The following is a 24,845-nucleotide window of genomic DNA, read 5'->3' on the forward strand; positions in this document are numbered from 1 at the left end:
GCGCTTTATTACATCTGAGTGCCTGTTCACTGTATGGGCATATTGGAAATTCGAAAAAAGGAGGGGCTAATATCCATTATCAAGCTATAAATCTGAATGAGAAGCTATCTAAATTCAACGACTATTGGTCTCTGAAAGTCATTGGCGAAATGAATGACTACCAATTTAAGCTTATTAAGATTGCAGGGGATTATGAATGGCACGTTCATGAAGATACCGATAAGGTATTTATCGCACTTGAAGGGGAGATGATCCTTGACTTTCGTGATGGCCAAGTGATAATTTCCAAGGGTGAAATGTTTATTGTTCCGAGGGGAATAGAGATGAAGCCTTCCGCTGAAAAGGAATGCCATATCATGCTGGTGGAGCCTAAAAGCGTTATAAACACTGGCAATACGGAGTCCGAATTAACAGCAGCCGATACATGGATCTAGTGCTTGTTACTAGTACGAGCTAATTTAAGAGAATATGTTTCTTGCGCCAATTCATGGGAGTGATGAGGTGGTAAACCTTACTCGGGATGGCTTAATTTCCAGTGGGATTTGCTGTACTAAGACAGCCTGACTGGGAGATTTGCTTAATAGAAATGTCGTGTTTAATCTTTGTCTCTACAATGAAGGACACCCAATTAGGGTGTCCTTCATTTCGCTTTATAGATGTTAAGATGAACTTTTAACTAGTTCTTCCTGTTTATAAGCGACTTGCTTATTTAAGTTTTATTTTGAACAATGATTATCTCCAAAATGTAATTTTGTCAGAGCTTAATCGAACGGATTCATGTCCTTCTTCCTTTGCTTTTCCTATTGAAATAATCATGACTGGAACATAGCGCTCTTCATCTAAATCAAATGCTTTAGCTACCTGGTCAACTTCAAATCCTGCCATTGGATTCGTATCATACCCATGTGCACGAGCTACTAGCATTAACTGCATGGCAAAGAGGCTGCTATCGACCTTTGCAACTTCAACTTTCATTTCCTTTGGTAGAGTTGGATACATCGATAGAATGGTTGCGACTTGACTATCGCGTACTTCAGCTGGCATTTTTCCTTGTTCCACGGCAGTATTGTAAATTTCTTCAACATATAAATAGCTTTGGGTATCACCAAAAATTAATAACATGGCAGATGAAGTATCGTTTTGTACAGTATTGAAACGTACAAGGGGTCTTAATTTCTCTTTTCCTTCCGGAGTATCAACTACAAGTACACGCCAAGGCTGCATATTCGCAGAGGAAGGAGCAAGACTGGCTTCCGCAATCATTTCGCTTATCTCTTCTTTTGATATTTTAATGCTCTCATCATAATTACGCACAGAACGTCTTCCCGTAACTATACTGGTGAAATTGTTATTTTGAATGTGGTTAAACATAGAATCTCTCCTTTTGATAACATAAGGTTTTTTTGACATTAAGTATGTCGTTCGTTATCATAATTGCATTATGAACTATAAACCAAGGTTTATAGCAAATAAATAAAGCGAGGCCATAAGATGAAAATAAATGATGTTTCAAAATTAACGGATCTGCCTATATCAACCTTGAGATTCTACGAACGTAAGAATCTAATTCCGGACACATTTGTTAAAAGAGATGCAAATAATTATCGTATGTATACTGAGGAAATTGTTGAATTTCTAGAAGATGTAAAGGCACTTTTATCCGTAGGATTTTCGGTAGAAGAGTTGAGTTTACTAGTAAATCAAGAACTTAATTTATCATACGAGGTAAAGAAAAAAATAGTTGAACAAAAAATTAAAGAAATTGAAGATATTCAGAAGCGATTAAAAAAGTCGAAAAATTTTCTGCAAGCAACCTTGGAAGGAAAAGCGAATTTTCAAACGAAGTGTTAATGCTGTTGAGAGTCTAAAATAGTATGAATGATTTGAATACATCACCATGTAGGCCGCGTGCCTTGGGTGATGTATTTTTGCGTTCGAAAGCTCCTCGCTGCATCGTTCGATAAAGCGCTATCGAGGTTAGATATATTAGTGTAAACCTTAAATATTATTAAAGGTTTCTTAAGGAATTAGAAAAAGACGATTTAAAGTGCCGTGTTATAATGAAAAATCACATGAGAATAAGACAGTACGATTTTGTGTTCGATATGAGGAGGAATATTGTGAGCATTACAGATATGTTCAATTACTTACGCTTTCTGGGATTGCCAGTGGTCATTGTAGTTGGAGTCGAGCTGCTGCTTATTGCAGGTTATTATACATTTTATTATCGCAAAAGAAGGCGAGAGGAAGAGCCCTGGCTGCCTATGAGCAAGCTTATACTCGGTGCGCTTTTCATCGGTTATATTGTTTTTGTTCTCCAGTTGACCGTTATCGGCCGAGGTACGTCACATTTCTTGGAAATGAACTTATATCCTTTCGGTGGCTACATTGAAGCATGGCAAAAATATTCGCTAAGAGAGTTTCAGAACGGCATTTTTAATATTTTAATGTTTGTGCCATTGGGGATTTTGCTGCCATGTTTGAGTTACAAGTTTAGAGCGTTCAAACCGCTTCTTCTTGTTGTTGTATGTGCAACATTAGCTATCGAAACGTATCAGACGCTTACTGGCGCAGGTCTATTTGAGGTTGATGATCTTATTAACAATACACTTGGCGGCATTATGGGCTACCAGTTGTATAGACTTGCTGCTTCTATCATTGAGCACAAAAAAGTTAAGATCAAGAGCCTGCTGGGCAATCTGTCCATCCCCATAGCAATCGGTTTGATGTTTTGTGCAATGAGTATCGTCTACAATCAGCAGGAGTTTGGTCAACTAGCCATTAATTCATATCACAAATGGAATATGAAAGGCGTTGAGCTTAGCGCTTCACTCACGTTAAGCCCAGAACCAAATGCTGCAGCGGTATACAAAAGAGTCGTAAATAATGATGAAATCGCAGCTCCGCTGCGGCAAAAACTAGAATTGACCGAGCTAAGCGTCAAGAAGTGGGGAAGTGATCGTGAAAGTGTGTTAACGAGCAATAGCGGAATACACTACACGTTATTTCAATCCAAAGAGGGAAACTGGTCGTTAACTGAAAATGATTACGTCCCAGCGCAAGACTCGCTAATTAATCCGAATTCTATGTTAGAGAAGGCGAAAACGATTGCGGATGATTTGGGCTTACCTACCGAGAAGGCTGAATTGCGAGGAGTAGATGACGGTGAGTATGCATGGTCACTCTCGCAGATTCCTGGAATGAACGAGGATTATTGGACAGGCGATTTCTCCATTGGCCTAAAAGAGGATGGCAGCATCTACGCGATCAATAGCGGAATTAAGCACAATCTGTTTGTGCGGACGATGGATCTATTATCTCCAGCCGAAGTATATAAACGCATAGAGGATGGGGAATTTCAGCAGCTGCAAAGAAATGCCTTATTAACAAAGGATCAGCTTGAAATAAAAAAGGGTGACCATCTAGAAATAAAAGGAATAGAACTAATCTATATGTATGATTCAAAAGACTTTTATCGGCCTGTATACCAGGTTAATGGAACATATAATGGAGATCCCAATTGGTTTACCTTGATTGATGCAAAGAATTAAAAAAGCTGGTTTGGGCTTATTTTATTTTAATCTATATCCCTGAAAGCATATCTCAGGAAGCTTTATAAAAGGGTACCCATACAATGGACATTTTTAAAAGAATGTTTAGCGTAGGGGTACCTTTTTGTAGCTAGAGTGATTAGTGGGGGCGAGCCGTCACGCTCTATTTTTCTCCATCCAAGGCACGGTCCAGTCGATCAGGGGTCTTACTTCCATAAATCGCACATCAGCATTTCCTACTTTATGAATTTTTATATTTTTTTGTTGATCATATTCCTTTCCTAATCTACTAAAATCTTCGTCGTCGACTGCTTGAGTAGAATAAGTAACCCACGTTCTCTTGCCATCAATCATGATTGCACTGCTCTCATCTGCAAATCTTTTGGAAGAAAAATTTGCTCTCGTTTCCGCTAAATGCAGGGATGTATTTTTTTCATAGCCAACACCAAGTAATAGTACATGTCCATCTAATTTATACAATTTATCTACAGGGGAGCCGCTGCCAAAAATATTGCTTAAATCATGTTTTTCAGTTACATATTCCGCGTGTTTCCCTACTGCTGCTATCGACCTTGCCGGGTGATCAGACCTTTTGGCCCCTGGCCACTGTCTAAACATTTCAGCCACGGCACCCATACCAATGGCAGGTGTTATTTCTTTATCATATGCGGGCCAGTTTTCTCGAATAATAGGCCACCATTCCTTCGGTTCATTCCAATGAACTCCAGTAGAGGGATCAAGGTTTTTCCATGTCTGAGAAGGCATCATCAATGTTCCTTCTTTTCCTACGATTTCAAGAAGTGACCTAATCAATGTTTCAGCCCCGCCTACAACAAATCCCAAGCTTTTTAATGAAGTATGTACGAATATGGTTTGCCCTTCCGTTAATCCGCAGTTTTTGAACTGTGTAATTAAATCCTCTTTCGTTAAAATCATTCTCGTTTCTTCGTTTCCAGTCATTGTGCATCCTCCATTTCATTTGGAAAACAAAATAACCCCGCTACAGGTAGCGGGGTTGTCTCTAGCATTGCCAGAAAAGCATAGCCCTTGAATTACTCAAAATGGAATTATTTTTCAATAGTATATCAACAAAAATGACAGTCTACAATGGTCAGCAGAAAAAAATGCTCTTCAATTTAATTATCATAGAATACATCGACAAATAGGCTGCAGTATTCGTTTATGGCCGTCTTTTTGCTGCGGATAAATGTGCAATTGCAGCCCCATTAAACCCTTTAGCAATAAGCCATACTGCTAAAATCATTTCATTCGCCGCTACAGGAAGGGACATTAGTGCGCCCCAAACGGAAAGCTGAGAAAATACGCCGAACATTTCCAACAATGCTGCAATGAAAACAAGAGCTGCCCCTGTCATCCCCAATAGGGAGATAAAACGCGGTACAAGCCTGGATTGATAGAAGATATAGCTGTACATCATTGTATTGATCCCCAGCATGAAGTTAGGACCGAGTAGGAATGTCCAGTTGTGAACGGAATGCAATAAAGTGCCCGAGGCTTGGAAGGAAGCCACGTTCGAGGCGCCTGATGCTACATACTCCTGGCTCAAGGTTAACAGGGACAGCACGCTGACGATGCCGATAGTAATAATAACGGCTTCCATAAACCGAAAGCAAACATGGCCGAGCGCGATACTTTCATTATACCTACGCAAGAATGGAAACATAATGATGGATGTGCCAACCGCTGAAACGACAAGAATTAATTCCATCAACGCGCCTAGAATTACTTGGTTGGCGTGCTCAGCACCGGTTACCAAGTAATCGGGATCATTGAGGATCGGGTCGTACAATATAAGTCCAATGATTGACGAAACCGCCGCAAGGATAAACAGTACGCCCACGACTTTCGCAGCTAACTTGGCTGATCTCATATTTAACCTCCATCTATTTCATTACTGATGTTCTCCGTAGAAAAAAACCTCTTCCAAATGCAGGTTGAAGGCATGAGCGATACGAAAAGCTAGCTCCAGAGAGGGAGAGTAGTTGCCCTTTTCCAGTGCTACGATGGTTTGTCTGGTTACGCCCACCTTGTCAGCCAACTGCTGCTGCGTCATTTCGTCATGGTTGAATCGTAATTTGCGAATGTGATTGCCGACAAGATTTTTACTCATCTTAAACTCCTCTCCGATAATGATACAGTTTCGTCACAGAACCGGTGATATCGGAAATGAATCCCGAGACAATCAAGATGACGAACATCACCTGTACTGGCTGCTCAATGACGAGCGATCCCATGGCTAGAAGAAAGCCGAGGATAAATACGAAAAAACCGTTTCGATTCGCCTTCAATTCGATGTGTTTATCTAGTTCGTCCGCGAACGTTGGCTCCTTTTCCCCAGTTGTGATTCTAAAAATGATGTTGAAAACAATGCTGATCACGATATGTGCGAGGATGGAAACTAAAGTCAGGACGAGGACGAAAGAACCCCAATACCGAAAGGTTTCTGACATATCCATTCCATCTGCCGGATATTGCACGTACTTGTACGCGCTAAAAGAAATGAATATGAGGATGGCGCTGAAGATAGATACGATACTTTTCTTCTCTTGATAGGTCAAGCCGTTCACCTCCTATAGAATAAATTTTACAAGTTAAGTTTTATATACATAATGTATTAAAAACCATTCATAATGTCAAGTTTATTTTACATTAAAAGTGGAATTGACGGGATTAGCTATGCGGGGTCATTCGGTCAAATGATGATGAGGTGCGAGAAAAGTTATAAATATTCACAGAAAAATAGTTGCAATAGCATTCTATATTTCATATACTGACATTAGTTGCAATGACATACTATTTAAGGGGTGAGAAAACTGAGCGAATATAGGAAGCTGGCTGAGAAGCATGAATCGGAATCTCACGGACAATATATTTCTGCCATCTACCGCCATATGCAAGTCTTGATATCAGCGGAGCTGGCACCTTATCGAATCGGCAGCGGGCAGTATATTTTCCTAATGGCCATAGCATCTCAGCAGCCCATTACTCAAAAAGCTTTAAGCGAGAAGCTGCTTATTGATAAGACGACTACCGCTAAGGCGATTGCAAAGCTAGAAGCAGAAGGATACGTGCGCAGGGAAGTTGATCCCGAGGATAACCGCTATCAGCAGCTTTATTTGACAGAATCGGCACAGGACGTGGTACCGAAAGTACAGGAAGCGTTAGACAGGGTAAAGAGTAGAACCAAGCAGGGAATTTCCGATGAGGAATATGATCTATTTATAAGCCTGTTGAAGGTTGTGCTTAGCAATCTGAGCAGGCAGGATGAAATGATGTAATGAAAAATGTCACATAAGCAATTGAAATTACAAATGCAGCGTATGACCAAACGAACCTTGGGAGGGTGCAAAGGATGATAGCATATCCGTTTATCGTAGTGGACAACTGCAAGGAGGAAATGAAGTATTATCAAAGCGTTTTTGGCGGCGAGATTGCGATTCTACGCAAGCAAGGGGAAGAGGTACTCAATGCGGACCTGCAAGTGGGGGATGCAATCCTTAAGTTTGCAGATACTCAAGCAGCGAAACCTGAGCTGATGGGTGATTATGTAAGAGTCTTTCTGAAAATCGAGACGGAGGAGGCTTATCGAGGAATTTACAATGAATTTGCCTCCAGCGGGACAGTTAATACGGAAATATATGAAGCTCCATTTAACGGCCTGCTGGCTATCGTTACCGACCGGAACGGCATATGCTGGGTGTTGTCCTTTTATCGAAGCTAATGTTAGATAATTGGGAATGGAACGTTATTGTTCACTCTGTGGAACGGGAAGAAATCTTCTTTGCCCCAAATACTGATGGGCAGGTGCAGGCACAGGGCTATCGGCTACATGTTAATACGGATCTGTCAGCAGAGCTACGTGCGCAGGATCAGGTTCGAATGACTGTTGGCGAATTAGGTAAACCCGACTGGGCTGCTTTTATCGGAACGGTAGTGGATTGCAGTCCTGATTCCATCCTGCTTTATACGAGTCCCCAATATGAGTCAAGTCTAATGAACACAAGGCAGCTTGAACGCCTATTCTCACCGCTCACTTCTATAGAGGGAGCCCATAGTGTTATTGATAAGTTCGGTTTTTTCCCTCCGTTTCATTACGATGAAATAACAAAGGTCCGCATTGAAGCTGCAGGACTGCATGGCAATCAGAAAAACTTGTATGTAACGATCAGACATACATCCGCAGGTGGGCTGGAGCAGCCTATTGCTTTGTATTTCGAAGACATCCAGCATGAGAAAATAAGTCCCGCCGAGGAGTGCAATATCTGTTTGCAGCTGAGTCTCGCCTATGAAGGCGATCAGATTCGCGTCGAATTGGATGCCGTGTCTGGGTTTGAAGCATCGTTTCTATGCCGAAAAATGATTGTTCAATTTCATGATGAGAGTATGAGCTGAGAAACCTCATAGGTCAGACACTGAAAATACAGTGCATAATGGATCTTTGATTCATATGCGCTGTATTTTTTGATGCCTAAAAACAAATTTTGCTAAGGTCAGGTCTAACTTTCATCGTTATGATCATGAAGGATCATGCAGCAGGGCTTCATGTAACACTTTTTCCATTGCCATACTTTCGCCATGTTCAGGAGCATTCTGCTCAGACATAATTCAGTTATAAGTACAGAAGTTAGTTTGTTTTATAGCTGTCTTTAAGGAGGAATGGGCATGTTTAATAAAACGGTGGCGCTTCAACCTTTTGCTGATATTTCTGCGTATACGGATGGTTTCAAGATTGTCTCGGCACAAATTGGCTCCGATGGCTGCATGTATGTTTTGCTCATTAACGAGATCCCCGTTCGGGAACGAGGCATGTTCGTCCAAACGGTTCTAAGGAAAACATATACCTACAAGGTACTGCTCGTAGAAAAAGATTATGTTGATGAAGTGGTGATTGCGGATCAACATTTCAATTATCATTATGTCCAGCCGCTTCATAATCGTCTACTGTTAGTCGGAGCGCGCTGCTCTTACTATGGGGTAGGCAAATATGACCTGAACGCTAAAGTGTGTGATTTTAAAGGGAATACGATCCGAGAGTTTTTGCTTGGAGACGGCATTCAAAGTGTTCAGGTGACGGAGAAAGGGATTATTTGGACCAGTTATTTCGACGAAGGCGTGTTTGGAAACAACGGTTGGGATAAACCTATAGGTGCGCAAGGTCTTCTGGCTTGGGATGAGAACGGCAACAAATTGTATGAGGACCAAGTGTCGGATATCGCCGATTGTTATGCTTTGAATGCAGTTAACGATGAGGAAGTTTGGTTTTATTATTATACGGACTTTTTGCTGGGCTGTATTTCCGGCGGAATCGAGCAGCCCAAGGTTATCTTTATAAATCCTGAGATTTCCGGCTCTTCGGGGTTTTGTACGGATGGTTATCACTTTCTGTTCGATGGCGGCTACGGAAAACACTCAACTTATATTCTTAAGAAAAATGAAAAACCGGGGAGCTTATCCGCAGGGTGCCGGATCCATTTTCTGAATGAAAAAGGCGAGCCGCTTGTCCCGTTAACACAGGATTTTCGAGAGAATCGAGTGCTTTTCAGTGAAGGAAGCTTGTTGTACCTGGTGTCGGTTGAAGAAGTGGTTTAGCCTTGCTCTCCTATTTTCATTGACTAATCTGGTTTATAGTTATAAACTCATTACAAAGGTTTACGATTATAAACCAGATAGGGGAGGTTATTATGAGTAACTTGAAGCTGTGTGAAAGTGATTATCGCTTTATGCTAGTTGTGTGGGAGAGCGAGCCGGTGGCATCCGGAAGACTGGTAACTCTTTGTTTAGAGAAACTCGGGTGGAAGAAGCCAACCACCTATACCGTGCTTCGGAAAATGTGTGAAAAAGGACTTCTTAAAAATGAGGATACAATTGTAAGCTCCATTATTCCAAAAGAGCAGATTCAGGCGTACGAAAGCGAGCATTTTATTGAGCGGGCTTTTGAGGGCTCGCTGCCCCAGTTTCTTGTTTCTTTTTTCGGCAATAAAGCTCTCTCCAATAAGGAAGCTGATGAGCTAAAGCGTCTAATTGATGAGCATAAGGAGGGTTGAGTATGGAAATGTTGTTTCTAAAAATACTCAATATGTCCCTCACTGCGTCTTATGTCATTATCGCCGTGCTTCTCATCCGTCTGCTGTTGAAACGGGCACCAAAAAAATATTCCTATTTGCTATGGGCGATTGTACTGTTCCGCCTTGTTTGTCCGGTGTCTATTTCCTCTGAGCTCAGCCTCTTTAATGCTCCCCCCTTTGATATGACCGCAGCGCAAAAGAGCGGCGAAGCGGCACTGAGCTATGTCCCAGCGGACATCGGCTATATGGAGAAGCCGGGAATGACGGTAGGCATACCGACCGTAAATGTCATGATAAGCGACACGCTGCCGCAAGCTAACCCGACTGCTAGCGTAAATCCTTTGCAAATATGGATACAAATCGGTACAGTTCTTTGGCGTTTAGGTGTTCTTGCGCTGCTTGTTTACAGCTTGGTGACCTATTTCCGATTGAAACGCCGCATGGCTACAGCGGTCCTACTGGATAAACATATATTCGAGTCCGACAACATCCGGTCGCCATTTATTCTCGGCTTTATCAAACCGCGAATTTATATTCCCTTTGGGCTTCAGGAGCAAGAACGAGTCTACATTCTGAAGCATGAAGCCTACCATTTAAAGAGGAAAGATCACTTAATCAAGCCGCTTGCCTTTGTGGTTCTTGCTTTTCACTGGTTTAATCCGCTTGCTTGGCTTGCCTTTATATTAATGGCCAAAGACATGGAGATGAGCTGCGATGAAAAGGTGCTATCGGAGACGGGTTCGGGAATCGCGAAGGATTATTGCACGTCATTGCTAGCCTTTGCGGCAAACCGTCGCTTACCGTCTGCTAGTCCGCTAGCCTTTGGAGAGACAGGCATCCGTGAGCGCGTCAAAAATATACTACGCTTTAAGACGCCAAAAAAACGGGTGATCGTATTCTCAGCCGCTGCTTGTATAATTGCTGTTGCCGTCTGTGCAACGAATCCAATCGTGAATGGGGCGTTGCAAGAGACTGGAGAACCGCATGGCAGCTATCGCTTTGAAGAACAGGTGTATATGAATTTACTGAGCTCGTTTGTAGCTGTCGATGGGTTTAAGGAGTACTATACATTTACCGAAAACTCGCTTATTATAACCGACGGAGCCGGCAATCAACAGAAAATGAAGGCTGTTTATGAACGGAAGGCTTTAGATGTGCAAAAGTTTAATGAAAGCTTTATGCCTAGCATTAATGTTCCTAATATTTTAGGCTATAAAGAAAGATATGAATACGTACTAACAGATTCGGCCGTTGATCCTGAATATCGTCTTTTTCTACTGGATGATGAGGTGTGGCTGGCAAAAACAAATAAGGATAACGTCAATACTCTAAAGAGCGAATACATTTGGAGCATCTACAAAATTTCGAAGCTAGACGAGGAGATAGTAGAATCGGAATCTATAGTGGGAACTCAGAACGGTGTTGATGCTTTTTTAGCTTTGCAAAAGGATTTTAATTCAGGCTACGACACAGATAAGTGTTATAACATCACACCGCAATCTATTAGTGAAAACTCTGAGTATAGTATTTTCAAATATGACAAATCTGCCGCATCATTTTTGTTATATAAGGGAGTTGTGTATCCTCTTGGCGAGTGGTTTGGCGGGCTAGGCGTAATCAGCATGGCTCTAGCCGATCTGGATAACGACGGGGATTCCGAATTGTATTTTACATACTCATGGGGTTCTGGCCTTCATCGCTCTCATGCGGCTTATTTTAACCCGTCTACCAAACAAATTGTAACCTTACCCTACACAAATATGAATAAGGACATGACCCTCGTGGATCATGGTGACGGCAGTCTATCTCTATATGGGGCAGACATATCAAATCTAATAGATTTTGCTCATTTCGATAAGAAGAAATCGGATTTTATATCGGATATTGTTTATGAGAAAGGACAGATCTTATTAGGTGCAGCAGCTAATGAGTAAAGACGAAGACGAACGCAATGATAGGTATTATGAAAGCCTCATAGGCATAGAAGGTAGAAGCTCAGATCACGATAATTGAGGATGCAGCTTTCACTGCTATAATGCAATTTCCATCTCAAAATCATTTTTCTAACGAACCGTATTGCCCTTATTGTGCATTAAAGTACAACTATTTCATATTAACGAACCTGGATAACGTTATAACATGCTTTATTAGGTGTTATGAGCTGTTTATCTCGAATTAACGATTCTGGAGTTCATTACAATTTTAATCGACTACCAATGGCATAAATAAGAGCTATAAGGTTCGTAAGCTATAGGAATAGTAAGAGAAGGAAATCCTTCTGGGTAAGCTCATCAAAAAACAAAGCTGGGTCTGTTCCAAGTGTAGGTAATTCTACTTTTGGGATAGCCCTTTTTTAAATTAAAGAATGGCGATAAGGTACGAAAAAAGACTAATCGTTCTCTATTTTCGTTTATTTCATACCTTTGTTCTACTTTGAATAAGCAAAAATATTCATGTTTATGTCAGCGTTTACATCGTATCTAGGTTCGGGTAAAGTGATGGAATAAGGGGGATCGCATATGCGTAGAAGTTGGCTGCTGGGACTTATTATGTGTACAGGTTTAATTCATCTTGCGACGTTATCAGTGGACAGTACGGTGCTGCATTGGATATTCAAGCTTCTGCCAATGGCACTCATTATTACGCTCGTTGCTCGCAGTGTACCAGATGGACGTGACCAAGCGGTTTATAGGAAGCTGATTCTGACAGGGCTGCTGTTTAGCCTATTGGGAGATGCGTTTCTACTGCTTCCCGATGATCCTTGGTTTGTGTTCGGATTGGGTGCATTTCTAACGGGGCATTTGTTTTATGTGGCTGCAATGGTTACTGGTTGGTTTAAGCAGCAATCGCGAATGAGCTGGTATGGTGTGCTTGCAGGCTTTATTATCGTCATTTACTCGGTGCTGCTGGGCAGTCGCTTTTATGAGCGTATTTCGGGGGATGAAAGCTTAAGCGGGTTATGGATTCCCGTCGTTGTCTACATTACCGTTATTGGAGCGATGTGCTTTACGGCAATTATGAGCCGCAATGCGTTTGCGATTGTTGGTGCGATCCTATTCGTTGCATCGGACTCGATACTTGCTTGGAATAAGTTTGTCGCAGATGTTCCTTATTCAGGTCTCCTTATTATGTCTACTTACTTCGCAGCTCAATTGTTGATTGCTTCAAGTGTACAGAAGGTCAAGAATGTTGGAGCGGCGGCCGCTAAGCCTAAGAACATCCCTCTGTGATTAAGAATACGAACTTGATGATTGTGAATCAAATTGGATCGAGAACAGGTGTCGCCTGACACCTGATCCAAAAGCGCTTGCGGTCGTAGGAGATCCCACATGAACAGCGATGAGTACCGAAAAGCGAGTTATAGGATGGAGGGAACTCGCGATTTACACGGCGAACCTCGCGCGAGAACTCTCTGCTATCCCTTGGAACTCTACGCAGCTTGTTGGCCTTTGCTTGGGTATCGATATGTGCTCCGGGAGGAACGAACCGATTGGGGGCAATTAGACGTTTGGAGTTGTTTATCTTAGTGTTATTGTTGAATAATGGTTTCCAAAGCTTAACATTATTCCCCATGTCTTATTCTCCTCATGAGCAGTTTATATGCCTTCCCAACCCATTGAGCTGCCTTATACACACCAAAATCTATTAATCTCCATATGATAGTAGTAATTCTACTAATATTAAGGAGATGATAGGAATGATGAGAACAGGGGGAAGCAAGAGCGGAGGAGACCGAAGCTCAGGTTGCACATGCTCAAAGAACCGGAGCCAAGGCGATAAAAGCGAAGGCCACAAGAGTGGAGGCCACAAAAACGAAGGACATAAAAGCGAAGGCCACAAAAATGAAGGTCACAAGAGCGAAGGCCATAAATGCTGCTGCGGTAAAAGCAGTGGAAGCAACAGCAATATTTTAAAAATTCTTTTGCGAATTGGTGTAGGAACACCCAATGTTCGGATTCATTTTGATGGAACATCGCATGTAGGCGTTTATTTGGGCATTTCAGATGGCAACGTCATTATTAATGTAAGAGGTGTCGTAGCATATATTAAAATAACTTCTATAACGGCTGTAGAGTTAGGTGTTAAAGTCAATAGAAAGTGTAAGAGAAAACAGTCGTGGAAATGCAGAAAAACATAAGCTAAATGTGTGTACTCACTAGATATAACAACCGTACTGTTAGCAAAAAGGCCGTGCTCATTTCCTTGTTTGGGTGGCACGGTCTATTCATTATTTCTACCAATATAAACAAAAAAGGGCTAAAAGCCCTTAATGCCGTAGATATGACCCAGATGGTGTTAGTTCTCTTATTGTTATGATCGAAGCTTACTTTTTCATCACCATATAACGTGGGAAAATGATTAATCTTGGGGACGAGTGCCGGGCTCCAGGCCAGTAGAAGTCGCTGTCTTAATAAGCCGGACCGATAGGTCGCTATGCAGCCGAATTTGGCAGGATAGACGAATAGCTGCATCCTCGATTCCTTTGTTGCGAAGAACTGTCGCTTCTGCCTCGCTCATCTCGCCTGCATCTCCAGAGAGAACTTCTACAGCGCATGTCGTACACTTAACGTTCCCGCCGCATCGGTGCAGGACGTCGACTCCATTATCCTCTAACATTAGCACAAGCTTTGTGCCCTCAACTGCCTGAATGGCGTTTCTTCCTTCTACTTGAACCGTTGGCATTTGCCATTCCTCCTCGAATTGTTCATCCTCATATTACCTAACCAGCTTATATTAAACCATTATCTTGTTGAATAAGTCCAATATTATAGCCCTTAACAGAACGAAGACCCACAAGAGGGGTACTTTTTTCAAAGTATCCTTCTTATGGGGAAAATGGCTAAAATAAAAAGAATCGTGCCCCGAAAGATCATTCATCTAACGGGGCACGATTCTTTAATGTCGCCAGCTTAGCTGGTTGCAACGGCCACCCAGTGGCCTTTTTTCACTTCCACGAATTCGGAGTGTTCGAGCTCGTAGGGATCAGCTTTGGCAGCTTCCTCATGCACCACCAGCTTCTTCTGTGATTCAACCTTCGGATCGGGTACTGGGATTGCCGCCAAAAGTGACTTCGTATAAGCATGGATCGGATTCGCGTAAAGCTCCTCGCTTTCGGCAAGCTCAACGATCTTCCCTTTATACATAACCGCGACGCGGTCGCTAATATGCTTCACCATCGATAAATCATGGGCGATGAACAGGTATGTCAGACCAAGCCTTTGTTGGAGCTCCTCGAGCAGCTTCACAATCTGTGCTTGAATGGAAACGTCGAGTGCGGACAATGGCTCGTCGCAGACGATAAATTCAGGCTCTACAGCGAGCGTCCGCGCAATGCCGATCCGCTGCCGTTGGCCGCCGGAAAACTCATGCGGGTAGCGCATGGCATGAGAAGGATCTAGCCCAACCATCTCAAGCAGCTCCTCGACACGTTTCTGACGATCCCGTTTGGAGGTCGTTATTTCGTGTACGTCAAGCGCTTCGCCAATAATATCAATGATGCGAAGCCTTGGATTTAGTGAGGCGTACGGGTCTTGGAAGATCATACCCATATGACGTCTCATCGTCTTCATCTCCGAGCGATTTAATTGCTGAAGCGGTATTCCTTTGAAAAGCACTTCGCCGCCCGTCGCCTCATTTAAGCGAAGAATTGTGCGGCCGGTCGTTGACTTTCCGCTGCCCGATTCACCGACAACTCCGAGAGTTTCACCTGCCTGTATATCGAAGCTGATATCATTAACGGCCTTAACAATTTGCCCTTTGCCCATATCAAAATATTGCTTCAATGAACGGACCTGCAGCAAAGGCACGCCTTCTTCCCGCTGAATAATCGCAGGGATGGGCTTCGGTTTTTTCTTCTCGTCTAAACGAGGCAATGCATGGAGAAGCTTAACAGTGTAAGGATGCTGGGGACTAGCAAAGATTTGCTCCGTTGTTCCTGTTTCGACGATTTCTCCGTCCTTCATGACGACGACGCGATCACACATGCCGGCTACGACACCTAGGTCATGCGTAATTAAAATAATGGAGGTTCCCAGCTGCTTCTGTATATCCTTCATCTGGTTAAGGATCTGTGCCTGTATGGTAACGTCAAGCGACGTTGTCGGCTCATCTGCGATTAGCAGCGAAGGACGGCATGCTAGCGCAATGGCAATCATGACCCGCTGACGCATCCCGCCAGAGAATTCATGAGGGTACTGATGATAGCGGGCTTCGCTGTTCGGAATGCCTACTAGCTTCAACATCTCGATCGCTTCAGTACGAGCTTGCTTCTTGTCCAGCTTTTGATGCTTGATCAAGCTTTCTTCAATTTGGTTGCCGATCCGCATGGTCGGATTGAGCGATGACATGGGATCTTGAAAGATCATCCCGATATCTCTTCCGCGTATGGCTTCCATTTCTTTATCGGTTTTAAAGGCTAAATTTTGTCCTTGAAAAAGCACCTCACCGTTCTTCACCATGGAAGGGGGAGATGGCAGAAGCCTCATAATTGTACGCGCGGTAACGCTCTTTCCGCTGCCGGATTCGCCTACAATGCCGAGCGTTTCGCCTTTACGGACCTCAAAGCTGACGTGACGTACCGCTTCTATTTCTTTGTTACGGGCGAAAAAAGAAACCGATAAATCGTTAACTTGTAATAATGTATCCATATATGCACCTGCAATTCTGTGGTTTTCCAATTGAGATTAGGGTAATTTAAAGAGAGATTCTTATTTATACCTGATATTCCTTATATCATGTATAATGAAAAAAAGTAAGTAACAAAGTTATAAGTTATTGACATATTCCAGTCCATAAAATAAAATCTACTATATTGATCGGAATAATGCAATTTAAAATTACTAGATGGAAAGGAAGCGGACTAGCTTGAAAGGGCACGCAACTGCTACGGGTAATGGCTTTGTTGATCATATCGCCGCCATCTACCGCAAAATGTTATTACATCCAGCCTACAGTCTGCTTATATTGCTGTTAGGAGCTCCTGTATCTGCCATCGTGTATGGCGTTCATCAATATCGTAAAACCAAGTACGGCTACAAAGCAATCGCCGAGGAGACAAGGAGCAAGCTGCTTGCAACGGGGCACCGGGATAAGCTGCTTATCGAGGTTAAGGAACAGCTTGTCCGAAAGCATCGTTTCTTCGGGCAGACCGTCAGCGCAGAGCAAACCGAGCTGGAAGCGAACCGGTTGGCTGAGATCAAATTTAATGAATCGTTCAACCATGAGCTGGACAAACGGCTTGCCAGCGAGAACGGGCTGAAGTTTTCATTTGGCGATACGTATCATGCGTTAGCCTTGAATCCGGCTTTCTTCATCTTATCACTCATTATCGGTTTTCCAATGTATGTGTTGATGGCCATTTACTCGATGCCTTACTTGAAATACGTTGCGGAACGAATCGTGATGTCAGTATTCGTTATTTTGGGCGTCGCTTTTCTCGTTTTTACAATCCTGTATATATCGCCGATGAATCCAGCGGCTAACTTATTAGGAGAGACAGCGACTGCCGAGCAGATCGCAGCCTTCAACCATCTGTACGGATTGGATCAACCTTATCTTGTCCAGTTATGGGACACAATTAGAGGTATATTTACATTCGATCTCGGCAAGTCATTTGCAGGCAACGAGAATGTTACTGCAGCTATCGCGAATAAATTTCCGGTGACGCTCACGTTAACGGTTATCTCGACGCTGATCGCAGTATTGATCGCTTTGCCAATCGGCATTATTTCGGCTACGAGACCGAATTCCTTTTTTGATTATACCTTTATGTTCATTGCTTTGCTCGGATTGTCGATTCCGAACTTCTGGCAGGCGCTTATATTTATTTTGAATTTCTCAATTAAGCTTCCATGGCTGCCTGCAACGTATAACCCTGAGAACTGGCTGTCTGCGATTATGCCGATTGTCGTTCTAGGCACAGGGCTAACGGCTGCCGTAGCCCGAATGACCCGCTCATCGACGCTTGAAGTTATTCATGAGGATTACATTACGACCGCAAGGGCCAAAGGGCTTGCCCGCAAAAGTGTTATTTGGAAGCATGCCGTTGGCAACGCGCTTATCCCAATTATTACTGTCATTGGCTTGCAGTTCGGCGGTATGCTCGGGGGAGCGGCGGTTACAGAGAAGGTATTCAATATTAGCGGTATCGGCAGTTATATCGTTGATAAGCAGTTCATTCCCGACATTCCTAGCGTGATGGGCGGGGTCGTCTATACAGCCATTACCATCTCGATCGTGAATGTTATCGTCGATTTGATGTATGCGTTTTTTGATCCTCGAATCCGCTCGAAAATGAAACAATACTAAAGCAGGTGCTACTCTTGACGAATCCTACTATCAGCAAGCAAGAAGTCAAGTTCAGGCTGAAATCGAGCCAAGAATACAGTCAGGCAAGCTTCGCTGGCATCGTATCCCTGGCGCTTGGTCTTGTTCTTCTGCTAAACAGTTATGTTCCCGGTGACGGGTCATTTAAGCCTGCAGTACTCATTGCAAGCATTGCATATTTTGCCTTCGCTCTGCTCGAGCTGGCGGTATGGGCGCTCATTCGAAGCGATCTTATCCGTTTTGGCGCGATCAGACGTTCCACAAGGATGCTTGGTTATGTACTGCTGTTAAGCCTTCTAACCGCGAATGTATTCGTGGCAACCACGGCGTTCCAGCTCATCAAGCAGAAAAAAAGCGCGGCGTATACGTTAGCTGTTTATTCGCTCCTTACGACTCTGCTCGTATTCGCAGTATCAGCCCTTAACTTGTTTAAGCCTTATGTGGCTAACGGGTTTATGATCGGTATGTTTCTATTGATCGTTGCTGCGCTCCTGCAGCTCGCAGCATTGCTGCTGGTCGCTAAGTATGCAGATCAAGCAGCGATGCCGCGCTGGATGGGAATCGTTGCTGGCATTCTTATTTTAACTTCGGTATCCGGCAACTTGTTTGCATTATTTCTAGGGTTATTATTGATTGCGAAGCTGCGGGACAAGGGGTATTCATCCGGCTCTAAGCTTGGAGAAGTTGTGGAGCGTTTGTCGAGAAGCTCGACTTCCATGCTTGGACTGCTCTTTATCCTGTTCCTGCTCACGCTGTCCATAACCAGTTACCTGACCTTTGATTACGGCCTTGCGGTTGAGAACAACTACAGCTTAATTCTTCAGTCTCCTGAGCTGGCTTACCCGCTAGGAACGGATAACTTCGGAAGAGACCTGTTCTCTCGTATCGTCTTCGGCGCACGAATCTCTTTGGCAGTTGGCTTGTTGTCAACGCTCATCCCCGTCTTGATTGGGGGCGTTCTAGGTGCAGTCTCTGGCTATTATGGGCGGCATACGGACAATATTATTATGAGGATATTAGATATCCTCTATGCGATTCCTGGCATTCTGCTTGCCATTGCGATTATTGCGGCATTTGGCGCAAGCACGGTCAATCTAATTTTGGCATTAAGTGTAGGTGCGATTCCAACTTATGCCCGGACAATGAGAGCTAATGTCATGCTCGTATCTACGCTGGAATATGTACAGGCTGCTAGAGCTTTCGGCTCCAGTGACCGAACTATTTTGTTCAAGCATATCGTACCTAACTCCATCGCGCCGATGATTGTAAAATCTACGCTGACGATTGGTACTGCGGTCATCTCGACCAGCAGCTTGAGTTATTTGGGGCTTGGCGTCGAACCGCATATTCCGGAGTGGGGAAATATATTAAAGCTCGGAAGCGCATATCTGGAAACGCATGCCTATACGGCTGTTTATCCGGGACTTGCGATTATCGCGCTTGTACTCTCATTCAACTTTCTTGGCGACGGCTTGCGCGATGCGCTGGATCCGAAGCTGGATTAAACATTTCATCCCTTTTTTAACCTCATTCATATTCCATCGACTTCTACGTTACGAGACAGGAATGGGCGATAACTGAATGTGAGTTAACATACAAGATAAAGATAAAACAGGAGGAGACTACTATCATGAAGAACAAAGGCAAATTCGCCGCATTGTTGCTAATCAGTCTTTCGATTATGCTCAGCGGATGCAAATTAACAACAAAGAACGACGTGAAGGAATCACCAGCACCAACGCAAGGAACAGAGGCAGTCGTTGACAGTAACCCAGTAGATATAGAATTGCTTGGCATGAGCTCAAACGAGGCTGACCTTAACATTGTTCGCGATCAGCTTACAAAAAACGGCTTTAAAGTGAAATTGAATCTACAAGCCGATTACGGCAGCTTCAAATCACAGCAGGACGCTGGCAACTATGACATCGCATTGTCCAGCTGGACTACCGTTACAGGTAACCCCGACTATGCAGTACGCTCGCTCTTCAAAACAGGCGGAGACTACAGCATCCTTGCTGATCCGGAAATCGATAAATTGATTGATGCGGCTGGTGCTCAAACGCCAGAAGAGTACACAGAAACGTACAAGCAATTCGAGCAGCAGCTTGTCTTTGACAAGGCTTATATCGCGCCGCTATACAACTCCTTGAAAGCACAGGCCTTGAATCAAGACGTACTGAACAAGGATTCCGTACGCATCTCGAAGTCACGTTCCCTTCCTTGGGAAGATGTTGATTTTAAAGACACTTCAAAGCGTGCAAAAGATGCGCTAGTGCTTCAATCAACTATGCCGACACTGACGTCGCTTGATCCAATCAAAGGCAACGACGGCTCCATCAACATTATTAATACGAATATGTATGTGCGTCTAGTGAATCTAACAGATGATGATAAAATCACTTCCGAAGGTTCCCTATCTTTGAATCATGCGATTGCTGATGGCAATTCCGATTATTACTTTATCCTAAGAGACGATATTAATTTTGCTCAAATCAAAAACAAGCTCGCAGTAGATACTGGCGAACGCGTTGGTGCTGACGATGTAATCTTCTCGTTGAACCGCGCGAAGGACAAAAACTCTGTACCTGACCACCGTACGTTTACTCTTCACGAGCATATCAATAACGTAGAGCTTGTAACGGATGCTGCAGCACTAGATGCGGTTAAGGTTTCCGGTGGCAGCGACACAGTAAAAGCAGCTCTTGAAAAAGGTCTTGGTTCAAAAATTTCCGCTCTCGTATCGGATAAGAAGCAAGCGAACAACAAAGAGGGTAAATACCAAGTCGTTAAGCTTACGACGACTGAGCCTTTCCCGCAAGTACTGAACTACTTGGCTCACCAATCGGCAGGTATCGTGTCCAAGAAACAAGTAGAGAGCATCAACACGTACGATGTAGCTAAATTCGATGTGAACAAAGATATTCCTTACGGCGACCAAAATACGGTAACAGAAGGCAGCGCGTATAACAACACATTGTTTACAAGCGGTCCTTACATCCTGTCCTCCAAAAATGATTACGAGGCAATTTTCTACAAAAACCCTGCGTATATGAAGGGTACAGAAAATGAGCCGAATATCGCTAATATTAAAATCCGCTTTATCAAAGACGCAGACAGCAGCTTGTCCGCGCTCCGCAGTGGTGAGATTCACATCTACTACGGCGTATCCGAGACGAAATTTGACGTTGTGAAGGGCGACAGCAAGCTGGCGCTTCAAACCGTACAAAGCAATGCTGTTTCTTACTTGCTGTTCAATACAAAAAATCGTCCAGTTGCAGAAAGCGCAGACCTGCGGAAAGCAGTTCTATACTCCATCAACCAGGATGAAATCTTGGCATTCTACAATGGCAACAAGTTCAAAGCCGTTTCCACGCTTAGCCCGCTTGTGAATACAGGCATGGAGCTGAAAGCTGATCCGGCGAAAGCGAAAGAATTCCTAAACGCCTACAAAGCAAGCAAGTAACTTTTAATATTGGCAAGAGACTGCCTCCGGTTATCCATGATGACCGGGGCAGTCTCTTTCACATAGGACTGCTCACACGCGAGCATAGAGGAGAGATTACGAATGGCTGACACACTCAAGCCCGAAACGAAGCTTTCACAATGGGATGCCTTGATGCTGGAATCACTGAAGGCTTACGGCTGGCCAAATGATGAACTGATTAGCAAAGTGCAGGCTGGCAATTTGCCGACAGATGAAAGTAAGTTCCATTTCGAATACACCGCATTAACCGCTTTGGCGAATGAGGAGCAAGATACTTTCGTACAAGCTGTAACAAACGGCTATCAAATCAAGTACAACACGATACGCGGCATTCACAGCTGGATACTTGTCGCACTGAAGCAAGAAGCAGAGCTTATTCTGGAGCCGGAGAACGAAGCGGTCATCGCCTACTTGTCAGAAGTGGAAGCACAGCGTCTCGCTTCCGTTCTTTCATTCGGCTGGGGCGTATCCCCTCATGAGGGGGAGCAAGATTCAGACGGTAGAGCCTCGTATAAGGTGGCACCTGTTAGAGCTTAAGGATTAGCTGGTATTGTAAATGGAATAATTAATAATTATGGTTTCAGTGAACAGAATTGTGACCTATAAGAAGGATGCTTTTTTAAAAAAGTGCTTTTCTTATAGGGTTTTGGAACGAATGTTATACCTATACAAGAAACCCAGTACCGCATCGGTACTGGGTTTCTTGTATAACATTAAACATCTTCCCATCCGAAATAATAATAGGGGAACCAAGAAGTCGAGACATAGACAACAGCATGGCTCTCCCTATCGAATATGAACGATATTGAATACATATTATCAGGGTTGTTAAGCTTATCATGAATGGAAATGTCGCGGTAATTTCCGTCGTTGGTCTTCTCGTAGAAATAGGTAGCTGATTGGTCTCCATAAAAACCAAAAGTTCCATATAGGCGAAGGACATCGAACATTGTGCTTTCTCCGAGGACAATCCCCTTATATGTACGTAATGACTGATTTGCATTGGTAAGTTCAATAGAGTCTTCATCTATTTTCCAAGAATCAATCAACCCACCTTTGTTATAGTGAGCTGAGAATAAAGGGTAAATGTTATTATTAAAGACATCCTTATCATCCGAAACCTCGTATAGCTCCTCTATTGTTTTTTTTGAATCTCCTATCTTCACCTCAGTAAAAGGACTATTTCCAAATAAATTGAAGTCATTTCCCGTGACAGGTTCAGCGCTGAAATCTGGAATACGCTGGACGGCTGCAGATGGTAAAGACGGTAGAAGTGTGCGATCCGATGGAGCGGTTGGCCTTTTTAATATATCCAGTACTCCTTTAAAGGAGAGTTGTCTAATCCACTGAATGGCTTCTGCTCGTGAAAAAGAGTCCTGTCCATTGAATTGCTCTGGCGTTATAGCATCACTGTTAGCCATACCGTTTCCAATGAGGTAAACAACGGCGTCTTCACCTTCATAATGAACCCCTTGCACGGCACAAATGATTTCTGAAGCTCGCGACTTCGTGAGTGGCTCCATTCGCAGCTTATGGTTCGAAGCGCCGGATGTAGGATGATTAAAGCTCTCTGCCAGGCGATAGGGACCGTCTGTCCAATCATCATTACCCTCAGGGGAACTTGCGGATGGCAAAGCCATACCCAAGGCTCTATAAAGAGCTTTTAAAAACTCTGCTTCACTTATTGGCTCGTCAGGCTTTAAGCTGCTGTCAGGGTATCCATTTATAATATTTTGTGCCATAGCCCATTGAAACAGACGCTCAGCCCAGTGTCCTTTCATTCCATAGGGCTTGATAATGAGAAAATCGTATTTTTCGTCATCTTTTTGATCCTGAGCATTCAAATTTGCTGTTGCTGTTACCCAAAATAATGAAGATACGATGATCAGACATGTAACTATACGCTTAAACTTAAACATAAAATTCATCCTTCCGAATCCAATTAAATACCGTTTTTTATATTGTTAAAAACTTCCTAATGTTATATCGGAAAGTATAGTATTTTAACTGATAGCTGCGAGTGAAAACAGCGATTTGATTTATTCTTCTTTAAACAGAATTAGATGAGGCGATGTAATGGAGTAGATTAAAATAGCTGTGGCAAGGCAAGCGGTGGGGGTCTTTCATTGGTTGCGTAAGCGTGGCGTAATGTAAACAGCTTACTCGGTTGATTTCATGGAACATAAGCAAGCTTTAAAAATATTTTGAATATTCCTTTACATGAATATTCCCGTTGTGGTATATTCAATTCAACAAAAGGAAATACAAGGAGGGAGGCTTAAAGGATTCGATAAAGCAATGTTTGCTTTAGAAGAAGGATGAATTAATTAAATCAAGTGAATGGATGTTTTTCTTATGAATGCTAACGTTATGAGTGCCTTGGCTGAGCCTAACCGCCTGCAGATTGTTGACCTATTGCGAGCGAGTCCTCTAACGGTTGGGGAGATTGCTGAAAGGCTTGGCTTACGGCAGCCCCAAGCTTCCAAGCATTTGCGCGTCCTTAGCGAGGCCGGTATTGTTGAGGTGCAGGCGATTGCTAACCGTCGTATATACAAGCTGCGTCCTGATCCGTTTAAGGAATTAGACGCTTGGCTGGAATCATACCGACGTATGTGGGAGGAACGCTACGATCGGCTGGACGATTATTTATTGGAGCTGCAAAACAAGGAAACAGATAAGTAAGATTAGCAATAAGACATAAACGGATTAATGATATAAACAAATTTGAGGAGGATGTTTATTATGACTAACCCTAACCTAACTAATCAATTGGTATCTAAAGTAGAAGGCAGCACACTTATATTGGAGCGTGTGTTTCAAGCACCGCGCGAGCTTGTATTTAAAGCTTTCTCGGAGGCAGAGCATTTAAAACATTGGTGGGGACCAAAAGGCTGGACTATACCTGTATGCAACGTCGACTTTCGTCCAGGTGGAACTTGGCATTATTGCATGAAGTGTGAAGATAAGAACCAAGGCGATTTCTACGGTATGGAATCGTGGGGTAAAGCATTCTATCAGGAGATTACAGCACCGGAGCAGATCGTCTATAGAGATTGTTTCTCGGATGCAGAAGGCAATGTTGCGGAAAATATGCCGCAAATGATGGTTACACTCGATTTTATTGAGCAAGATGGCAAGACGAAGCTAGTTAACACCGCGAAATATGCATCGCCAGAAGCTTTGCAAACGGTGATTGATATGGGAATGATTCCAGGTATAACGCAAACGTTTGAAAACTTGGATGTTCATCTGGAAAAGCTGCAACAGAGCAATTAAGGAATAAAGGCGTGTATTTTCACAAGAAGAATTAATAAAAATAGAAAAGAGACCGTATGATACGTCGCCTTAACTTGGGATTTTAAACTGATACTATTACCTATAAATTGTTTGGAGCTAGAA

Annotated in this window: 25 protein-coding genes; 17 read left to right on the forward strand and 8 right to left on the reverse strand. The window is 43.2% G+C overall.

Features of this window, described 5'->3' with window-relative positions; translation table 11 throughout:
* Nucleotides 1-71 precede the first annotated feature (71 nt).
* Nucleotides 72-434: a cupin domain-containing protein gene (locus MHH56_RS03250; protein ID WP_339209486.1), complete on the forward strand. Its 363-nt coding sequence runs from the start codon at nucleotides 72-74 to the stop codon at nucleotides 432-434.
* A gap of 298 nt (nucleotides 435-732) precedes the next feature.
* On the opposite strand, the gene MHH56_RS03255 is transcribed toward MHH56_RS03250, so the two are convergent.
* Nucleotides 733-1,371, reverse strand: coding sequence for a nitroreductase family protein (locus tag MHH56_RS03255; protein ID WP_339206582.1), 639 nt, complete (start codon nucleotides 1,369-1,371; stop codon nucleotides 733-735).
* 120 nt (nucleotides 1,372-1,491) lie between these two features.
* Between MHH56_RS03255 and MHH56_RS03260 the strand changes: the two genes are divergently transcribed.
* Nucleotides 1,492-1,851 carry a MerR family transcriptional regulator gene (locus MHH56_RS03260; protein ID WP_339206583.1) on the forward strand — a complete coding sequence of 120 codons (360 nt, stop codon included), beginning with the start codon at nucleotides 1,492-1,494 and terminating at the stop codon, nucleotides 1,849-1,851.
* Between the two features lie 269 nt (nucleotides 1,852-2,120).
* Nucleotides 2,121-3,551 (forward strand): VanZ family protein, encoded by a 1,431-nt coding sequence (locus MHH56_RS03265; protein ID WP_339206585.1) that lies wholly within the window; start codon nucleotides 2,121-2,123, stop codon nucleotides 3,549-3,551.
* A 156-nt stretch (nucleotides 3,552-3,707) separates the two neighbouring features.
* Here MHH56_RS03265 and MHH56_RS03270 read toward each other — a convergent pair whose 3' ends face one another.
* From MHH56_RS03270 to MHH56_RS03285, 4 genes are all read right to left on the reverse strand, one after another.
* Complete coding sequence (locus MHH56_RS03270) at nucleotides 3,708-4,487, reverse strand: AAC(3) family N-acetyltransferase (RefSeq protein ID WP_339206586.1); 780 nt, start codon at nucleotides 4,485-4,487, stop codon at nucleotides 3,708-3,710.
* Between the two features lie 244 nt (nucleotides 4,488-4,731).
* Nucleotides 4,732-5,442 carry a DUF4386 domain-containing protein gene (locus tag MHH56_RS03275; protein WP_339206587.1) on the reverse strand — a complete coding sequence of 237 codons (711 nt, stop codon included), beginning with the start codon at nucleotides 5,440-5,442 and terminating at the stop codon, nucleotides 4,732-4,734.
* 21 nt (nucleotides 5,443-5,463) lie between these two features.
* Nucleotides 5,464-5,682, reverse strand: a complete 219-nt coding sequence (locus tag MHH56_RS03280) for a helix-turn-helix transcriptional regulator (protein WP_339206589.1) — start codon at nucleotides 5,680-5,682, stop codon at nucleotides 5,464-5,466.
* Between the two features lies 1 nt (nucleotide 5,683).
* Nucleotides 5,684-6,130, reverse strand: coding sequence for a hypothetical protein (locus tag MHH56_RS03285; RefSeq protein WP_339206590.1), 447 nt, complete (start codon nucleotides 6,128-6,130; stop codon nucleotides 5,684-5,686).
* A 246-nt stretch (nucleotides 6,131-6,376) separates the two neighbouring features.
* Here MHH56_RS03285 and MHH56_RS03290 point away from each other — a divergent pair, with 246 nt between their 5' ends.
* From MHH56_RS03290 to MHH56_RS03325, 8 genes are all read left to right on the forward strand, one after another.
* Nucleotides 6,377-6,850, forward strand: a complete 474-nt coding sequence (locus tag MHH56_RS03290) for a MarR family transcriptional regulator (RefSeq protein ID WP_339206591.1) — start codon at nucleotides 6,377-6,379, stop codon at nucleotides 6,848-6,850.
* 74 nt (nucleotides 6,851-6,924) lie between these two features.
* Nucleotides 6,925-7,293: a VOC family protein gene (locus tag MHH56_RS03295; RefSeq protein WP_339206592.1), complete on the forward strand. Its 369-nt coding sequence runs from the start codon at nucleotides 6,925-6,927 to the stop codon at nucleotides 7,291-7,293.
* Entirely contained in the window at nucleotides 7,293-7,964 is a 672-nt protein-coding gene (locus MHH56_RS03300) for a hypothetical protein (protein WP_339206593.1), read from the forward strand. Before MHH56_RS03295 ends, MHH56_RS03300 begins: the two co-directional genes overlap by 1 nt.
* A 270-nt stretch (nucleotides 7,965-8,234) precedes the next feature.
* Nucleotides 8,235-9,161 (forward strand): hypothetical protein, encoded by a 927-nt coding sequence (locus tag MHH56_RS03305; RefSeq protein WP_339206594.1) that lies wholly within the window; start codon nucleotides 8,235-8,237, stop codon nucleotides 9,159-9,161.
* Nucleotides 9,162-9,253: 92 nt separating this feature from the next.
* On the forward strand, nucleotides 9,254-9,616 hold the full coding sequence (locus MHH56_RS03310; RefSeq protein ID WP_339206595.1) for a BlaI/MecI/CopY family transcriptional regulator: 363 nt from the start codon (nucleotides 9,254-9,256) through the stop codon (nucleotides 9,614-9,616).
* A 2-nt stretch (nucleotides 9,617-9,618) separates the two neighbouring features.
* On the forward strand, nucleotides 9,619-11,571 hold the full coding sequence (locus MHH56_RS03315; RefSeq protein ID WP_339206596.1) for a M56 family metallopeptidase: 1,953 nt from the start codon (nucleotides 9,619-9,621) through the stop codon (nucleotides 11,569-11,571).
* 585 nt (nucleotides 11,572-12,156) lie between these two features.
* Nucleotides 12,157-12,867: a lysoplasmalogenase gene (locus tag MHH56_RS03320; protein ID WP_339206597.1), complete on the forward strand. Its 711-nt coding sequence runs from the start codon at nucleotides 12,157-12,159 to the stop codon at nucleotides 12,865-12,867.
* Between the two features lie 467 nt (nucleotides 12,868-13,334).
* Entirely contained in the window at nucleotides 13,335-13,775 is a 441-nt protein-coding gene (locus MHH56_RS03325) for a hypothetical protein (RefSeq protein ID WP_339206599.1), read from the forward strand.
* A gap of 221 nt (nucleotides 13,776-13,996) precedes the next feature.
* Here the strand turns inward: MHH56_RS03325 and MHH56_RS03330 are convergent, their stop codons facing one another.
* Together MHH56_RS03330 and MHH56_RS03335 are read right to left on the reverse strand one after the other, a co-directional pair.
* The gene (locus MHH56_RS03330) at nucleotides 13,997-14,320 is read right to left on the reverse strand and encodes a 2Fe-2S iron-sulfur cluster-binding protein (protein ID WP_076268675.1); all 324 of its coding nucleotides are present in this window, start codon (nucleotides 14,318-14,320) and stop codon (nucleotides 13,997-13,999) included.
* 227 nt (nucleotides 14,321-14,547) lie between these two features.
* Complete coding sequence (locus tag MHH56_RS03335) at nucleotides 14,548-16,284, reverse strand: ABC transporter ATP-binding protein (RefSeq protein WP_339206600.1); 1,737 nt, start codon at nucleotides 16,282-16,284, stop codon at nucleotides 14,548-14,550.
* A 283-nt stretch (nucleotides 16,285-16,567) separates the two neighbouring features.
* Here MHH56_RS03335 and MHH56_RS03340 point away from each other — a divergent pair, with 283 nt between their 5' ends.
* From MHH56_RS03340 to MHH56_RS03355, 4 genes are all read left to right on the forward strand, one after another.
* Nucleotides 16,568-17,944 carry an ABC transporter permease gene (locus MHH56_RS03340; RefSeq protein WP_339209487.1) on the forward strand — a complete coding sequence of 459 codons (1,377 nt, stop codon included), beginning with the start codon at nucleotides 16,568-16,570 and terminating at the stop codon, nucleotides 17,942-17,944.
* Between the two features lie 14 nt (nucleotides 17,945-17,958).
* On the forward strand, nucleotides 17,959-19,467 hold the full coding sequence (locus MHH56_RS03345; protein ID WP_339206601.1) for an ABC transporter permease: 1,509 nt from the start codon (nucleotides 17,959-17,961) through the stop codon (nucleotides 19,465-19,467).
* 125 nt (nucleotides 19,468-19,592) lie between these two features.
* A complete protein-coding gene (locus tag MHH56_RS03350; RefSeq protein WP_076268688.1) occupies nucleotides 19,593-21,425 on the forward strand; it encodes an ABC transporter substrate-binding protein in 1,833 nt (610 codons plus the stop codon).
* Between the two features lie 102 nt (nucleotides 21,426-21,527).
* Complete coding sequence (locus MHH56_RS03355; RefSeq protein ID WP_339206603.1) at nucleotides 21,528-21,983, forward strand: hypothetical protein; 456 nt, start codon at nucleotides 21,528-21,530, stop codon at nucleotides 21,981-21,983.
* Between the two features lie 176 nt (nucleotides 21,984-22,159).
* On the opposite strand, the gene MHH56_RS03360 is transcribed toward MHH56_RS03355, so the two are convergent.
* Nucleotides 22,160-23,374, reverse strand: coding sequence for an S-layer homology domain-containing protein (locus MHH56_RS03360; RefSeq protein WP_339206605.1), 1,215 nt, complete (start codon nucleotides 23,372-23,374; stop codon nucleotides 22,160-22,162).
* Nucleotides 23,375-23,801: 427 nt separating this feature from the next.
* Between MHH56_RS03360 and MHH56_RS03365 the strand changes: the two genes are divergently transcribed.
* On the forward strand, nucleotides 23,802-24,128 hold the full coding sequence (locus MHH56_RS03365; RefSeq protein WP_144376785.1) for a metalloregulator ArsR/SmtB family transcription factor: 327 nt from the start codon (nucleotides 23,802-23,804) through the stop codon (nucleotides 24,126-24,128).
* Between the two features lie 60 nt (nucleotides 24,129-24,188).
* A complete protein-coding gene (locus MHH56_RS03370) occupies nucleotides 24,189-24,722 on the forward strand; it encodes an SRPBCC domain-containing protein (RefSeq protein ID WP_339206609.1) in 534 nt (177 codons plus the stop codon).
* Nucleotides 24,723-24,845: the final 123 nt, after the last annotated feature.

Source organism: Paenibacillus sp. FSL K6-3182, assembly GCF_037976325.1.
In the GTDB taxonomy this organism is placed as follows: domain Bacteria; phylum Bacillota; class Bacilli; order Paenibacillales; family Paenibacillaceae; genus Pristimantibacillus.

Excerpts from the sequence above, each read along its gene's own strand:
- MHH56_RS03255 (WP_339206582.1), bottom strand. The coding sequence starts at position 1,371 with ATGTTTAACCACATTCAAAATAACAATTTCACCAGTATAGTTACGGGA.
- MHH56_RS03260 (WP_339206583.1), top strand. The coding sequence starts at position 1,492 with ATGAAAATAAATGATGTTTCAAAATTAACGGATCTGCCTATATCAACC.
- MHH56_RS03270 (WP_339206586.1), bottom strand. The coding sequence starts at position 4,487 with ATGATTTTAACGAAAGAGGATTTAATTACACAGTTCAAAAACTGCGGA.
- MHH56_RS03275 (WP_339206587.1), bottom strand. The coding sequence starts at position 5,442 with ATGAGATCAGCCAAGTTAGCTGCGAAAGTCGTGGGCGTACTGTTTATC.
- MHH56_RS03280 (WP_339206589.1), bottom strand. The coding sequence starts at position 5,682 with ATGAGTAAAAATCTTGTCGGCAATCACATTCGCAAATTACGATTCAAC.
- MHH56_RS03295 (WP_339206592.1), top strand. The coding sequence starts at position 6,925 with ATGATAGCATATCCGTTTATCGTAGTGGACAACTGCAAGGAGGAAATG.
- MHH56_RS03300 (WP_339206593.1), top strand. The coding sequence starts at position 7,293 with ATGTTAGATAATTGGGAATGGAACGTTATTGTTCACTCTGTGGAACGG.
- MHH56_RS03305 (WP_339206594.1), top strand. The coding sequence starts at position 8,235 with ATGTTTAATAAAACGGTGGCGCTTCAACCTTTTGCTGATATTTCTGCG.
- MHH56_RS03310 (WP_339206595.1), top strand. The coding sequence starts at position 9,254 with ATGAGTAACTTGAAGCTGTGTGAAAGTGATTATCGCTTTATGCTAGTT.
- MHH56_RS03315 (WP_339206596.1), top strand. The coding sequence starts at position 9,619 with ATGGAAATGTTGTTTCTAAAAATACTCAATATGTCCCTCACTGCGTCT.
- MHH56_RS03320 (WP_339206597.1), top strand. The coding sequence starts at position 12,157 with ATGCGTAGAAGTTGGCTGCTGGGACTTATTATGTGTACAGGTTTAATT.
- MHH56_RS03325 (WP_339206599.1), top strand. The coding sequence starts at position 13,335 with ATGATGAGAACAGGGGGAAGCAAGAGCGGAGGAGACCGAAGCTCAGGT.
- MHH56_RS03330 (WP_076268675.1), bottom strand. The coding sequence starts at position 14,320 with ATGCCAACGGTTCAAGTAGAAGGAAGAAACGCCATTCAGGCAGTTGAG.
- MHH56_RS03335 (WP_339206600.1), bottom strand. The coding sequence starts at position 16,284 with ATGGATACATTATTACAAGTTAACGATTTATCGGTTTCTTTTTTCGCC.
- MHH56_RS03340 (WP_339209487.1), top strand. The coding sequence starts at position 16,568 with ATGTTATTACATCCAGCCTACAGTCTGCTTATATTGCTGTTAGGAGCT.
- MHH56_RS03350 (WP_076268688.1), top strand. The coding sequence starts at position 19,593 with ATGAAGAACAAAGGCAAATTCGCCGCATTGTTGCTAATCAGTCTTTCG.
- MHH56_RS03355 (WP_339206603.1), top strand. The coding sequence starts at position 21,528 with ATGGCTGACACACTCAAGCCCGAAACGAAGCTTTCACAATGGGATGCC.
- MHH56_RS03360 (WP_339206605.1), bottom strand. The coding sequence starts at position 23,374 with ATGAATTTTATGTTTAAGTTTAAGCGTATAGTTACATGTCTGATCATC.
- MHH56_RS03365 (WP_144376785.1), top strand. The coding sequence starts at position 23,802 with ATGAATGCTAACGTTATGAGTGCCTTGGCTGAGCCTAACCGCCTGCAG.
- MHH56_RS03370 (WP_339206609.1), top strand. The coding sequence starts at position 24,189 with ATGACTAACCCTAACCTAACTAATCAATTGGTATCTAAAGTAGAAGGC.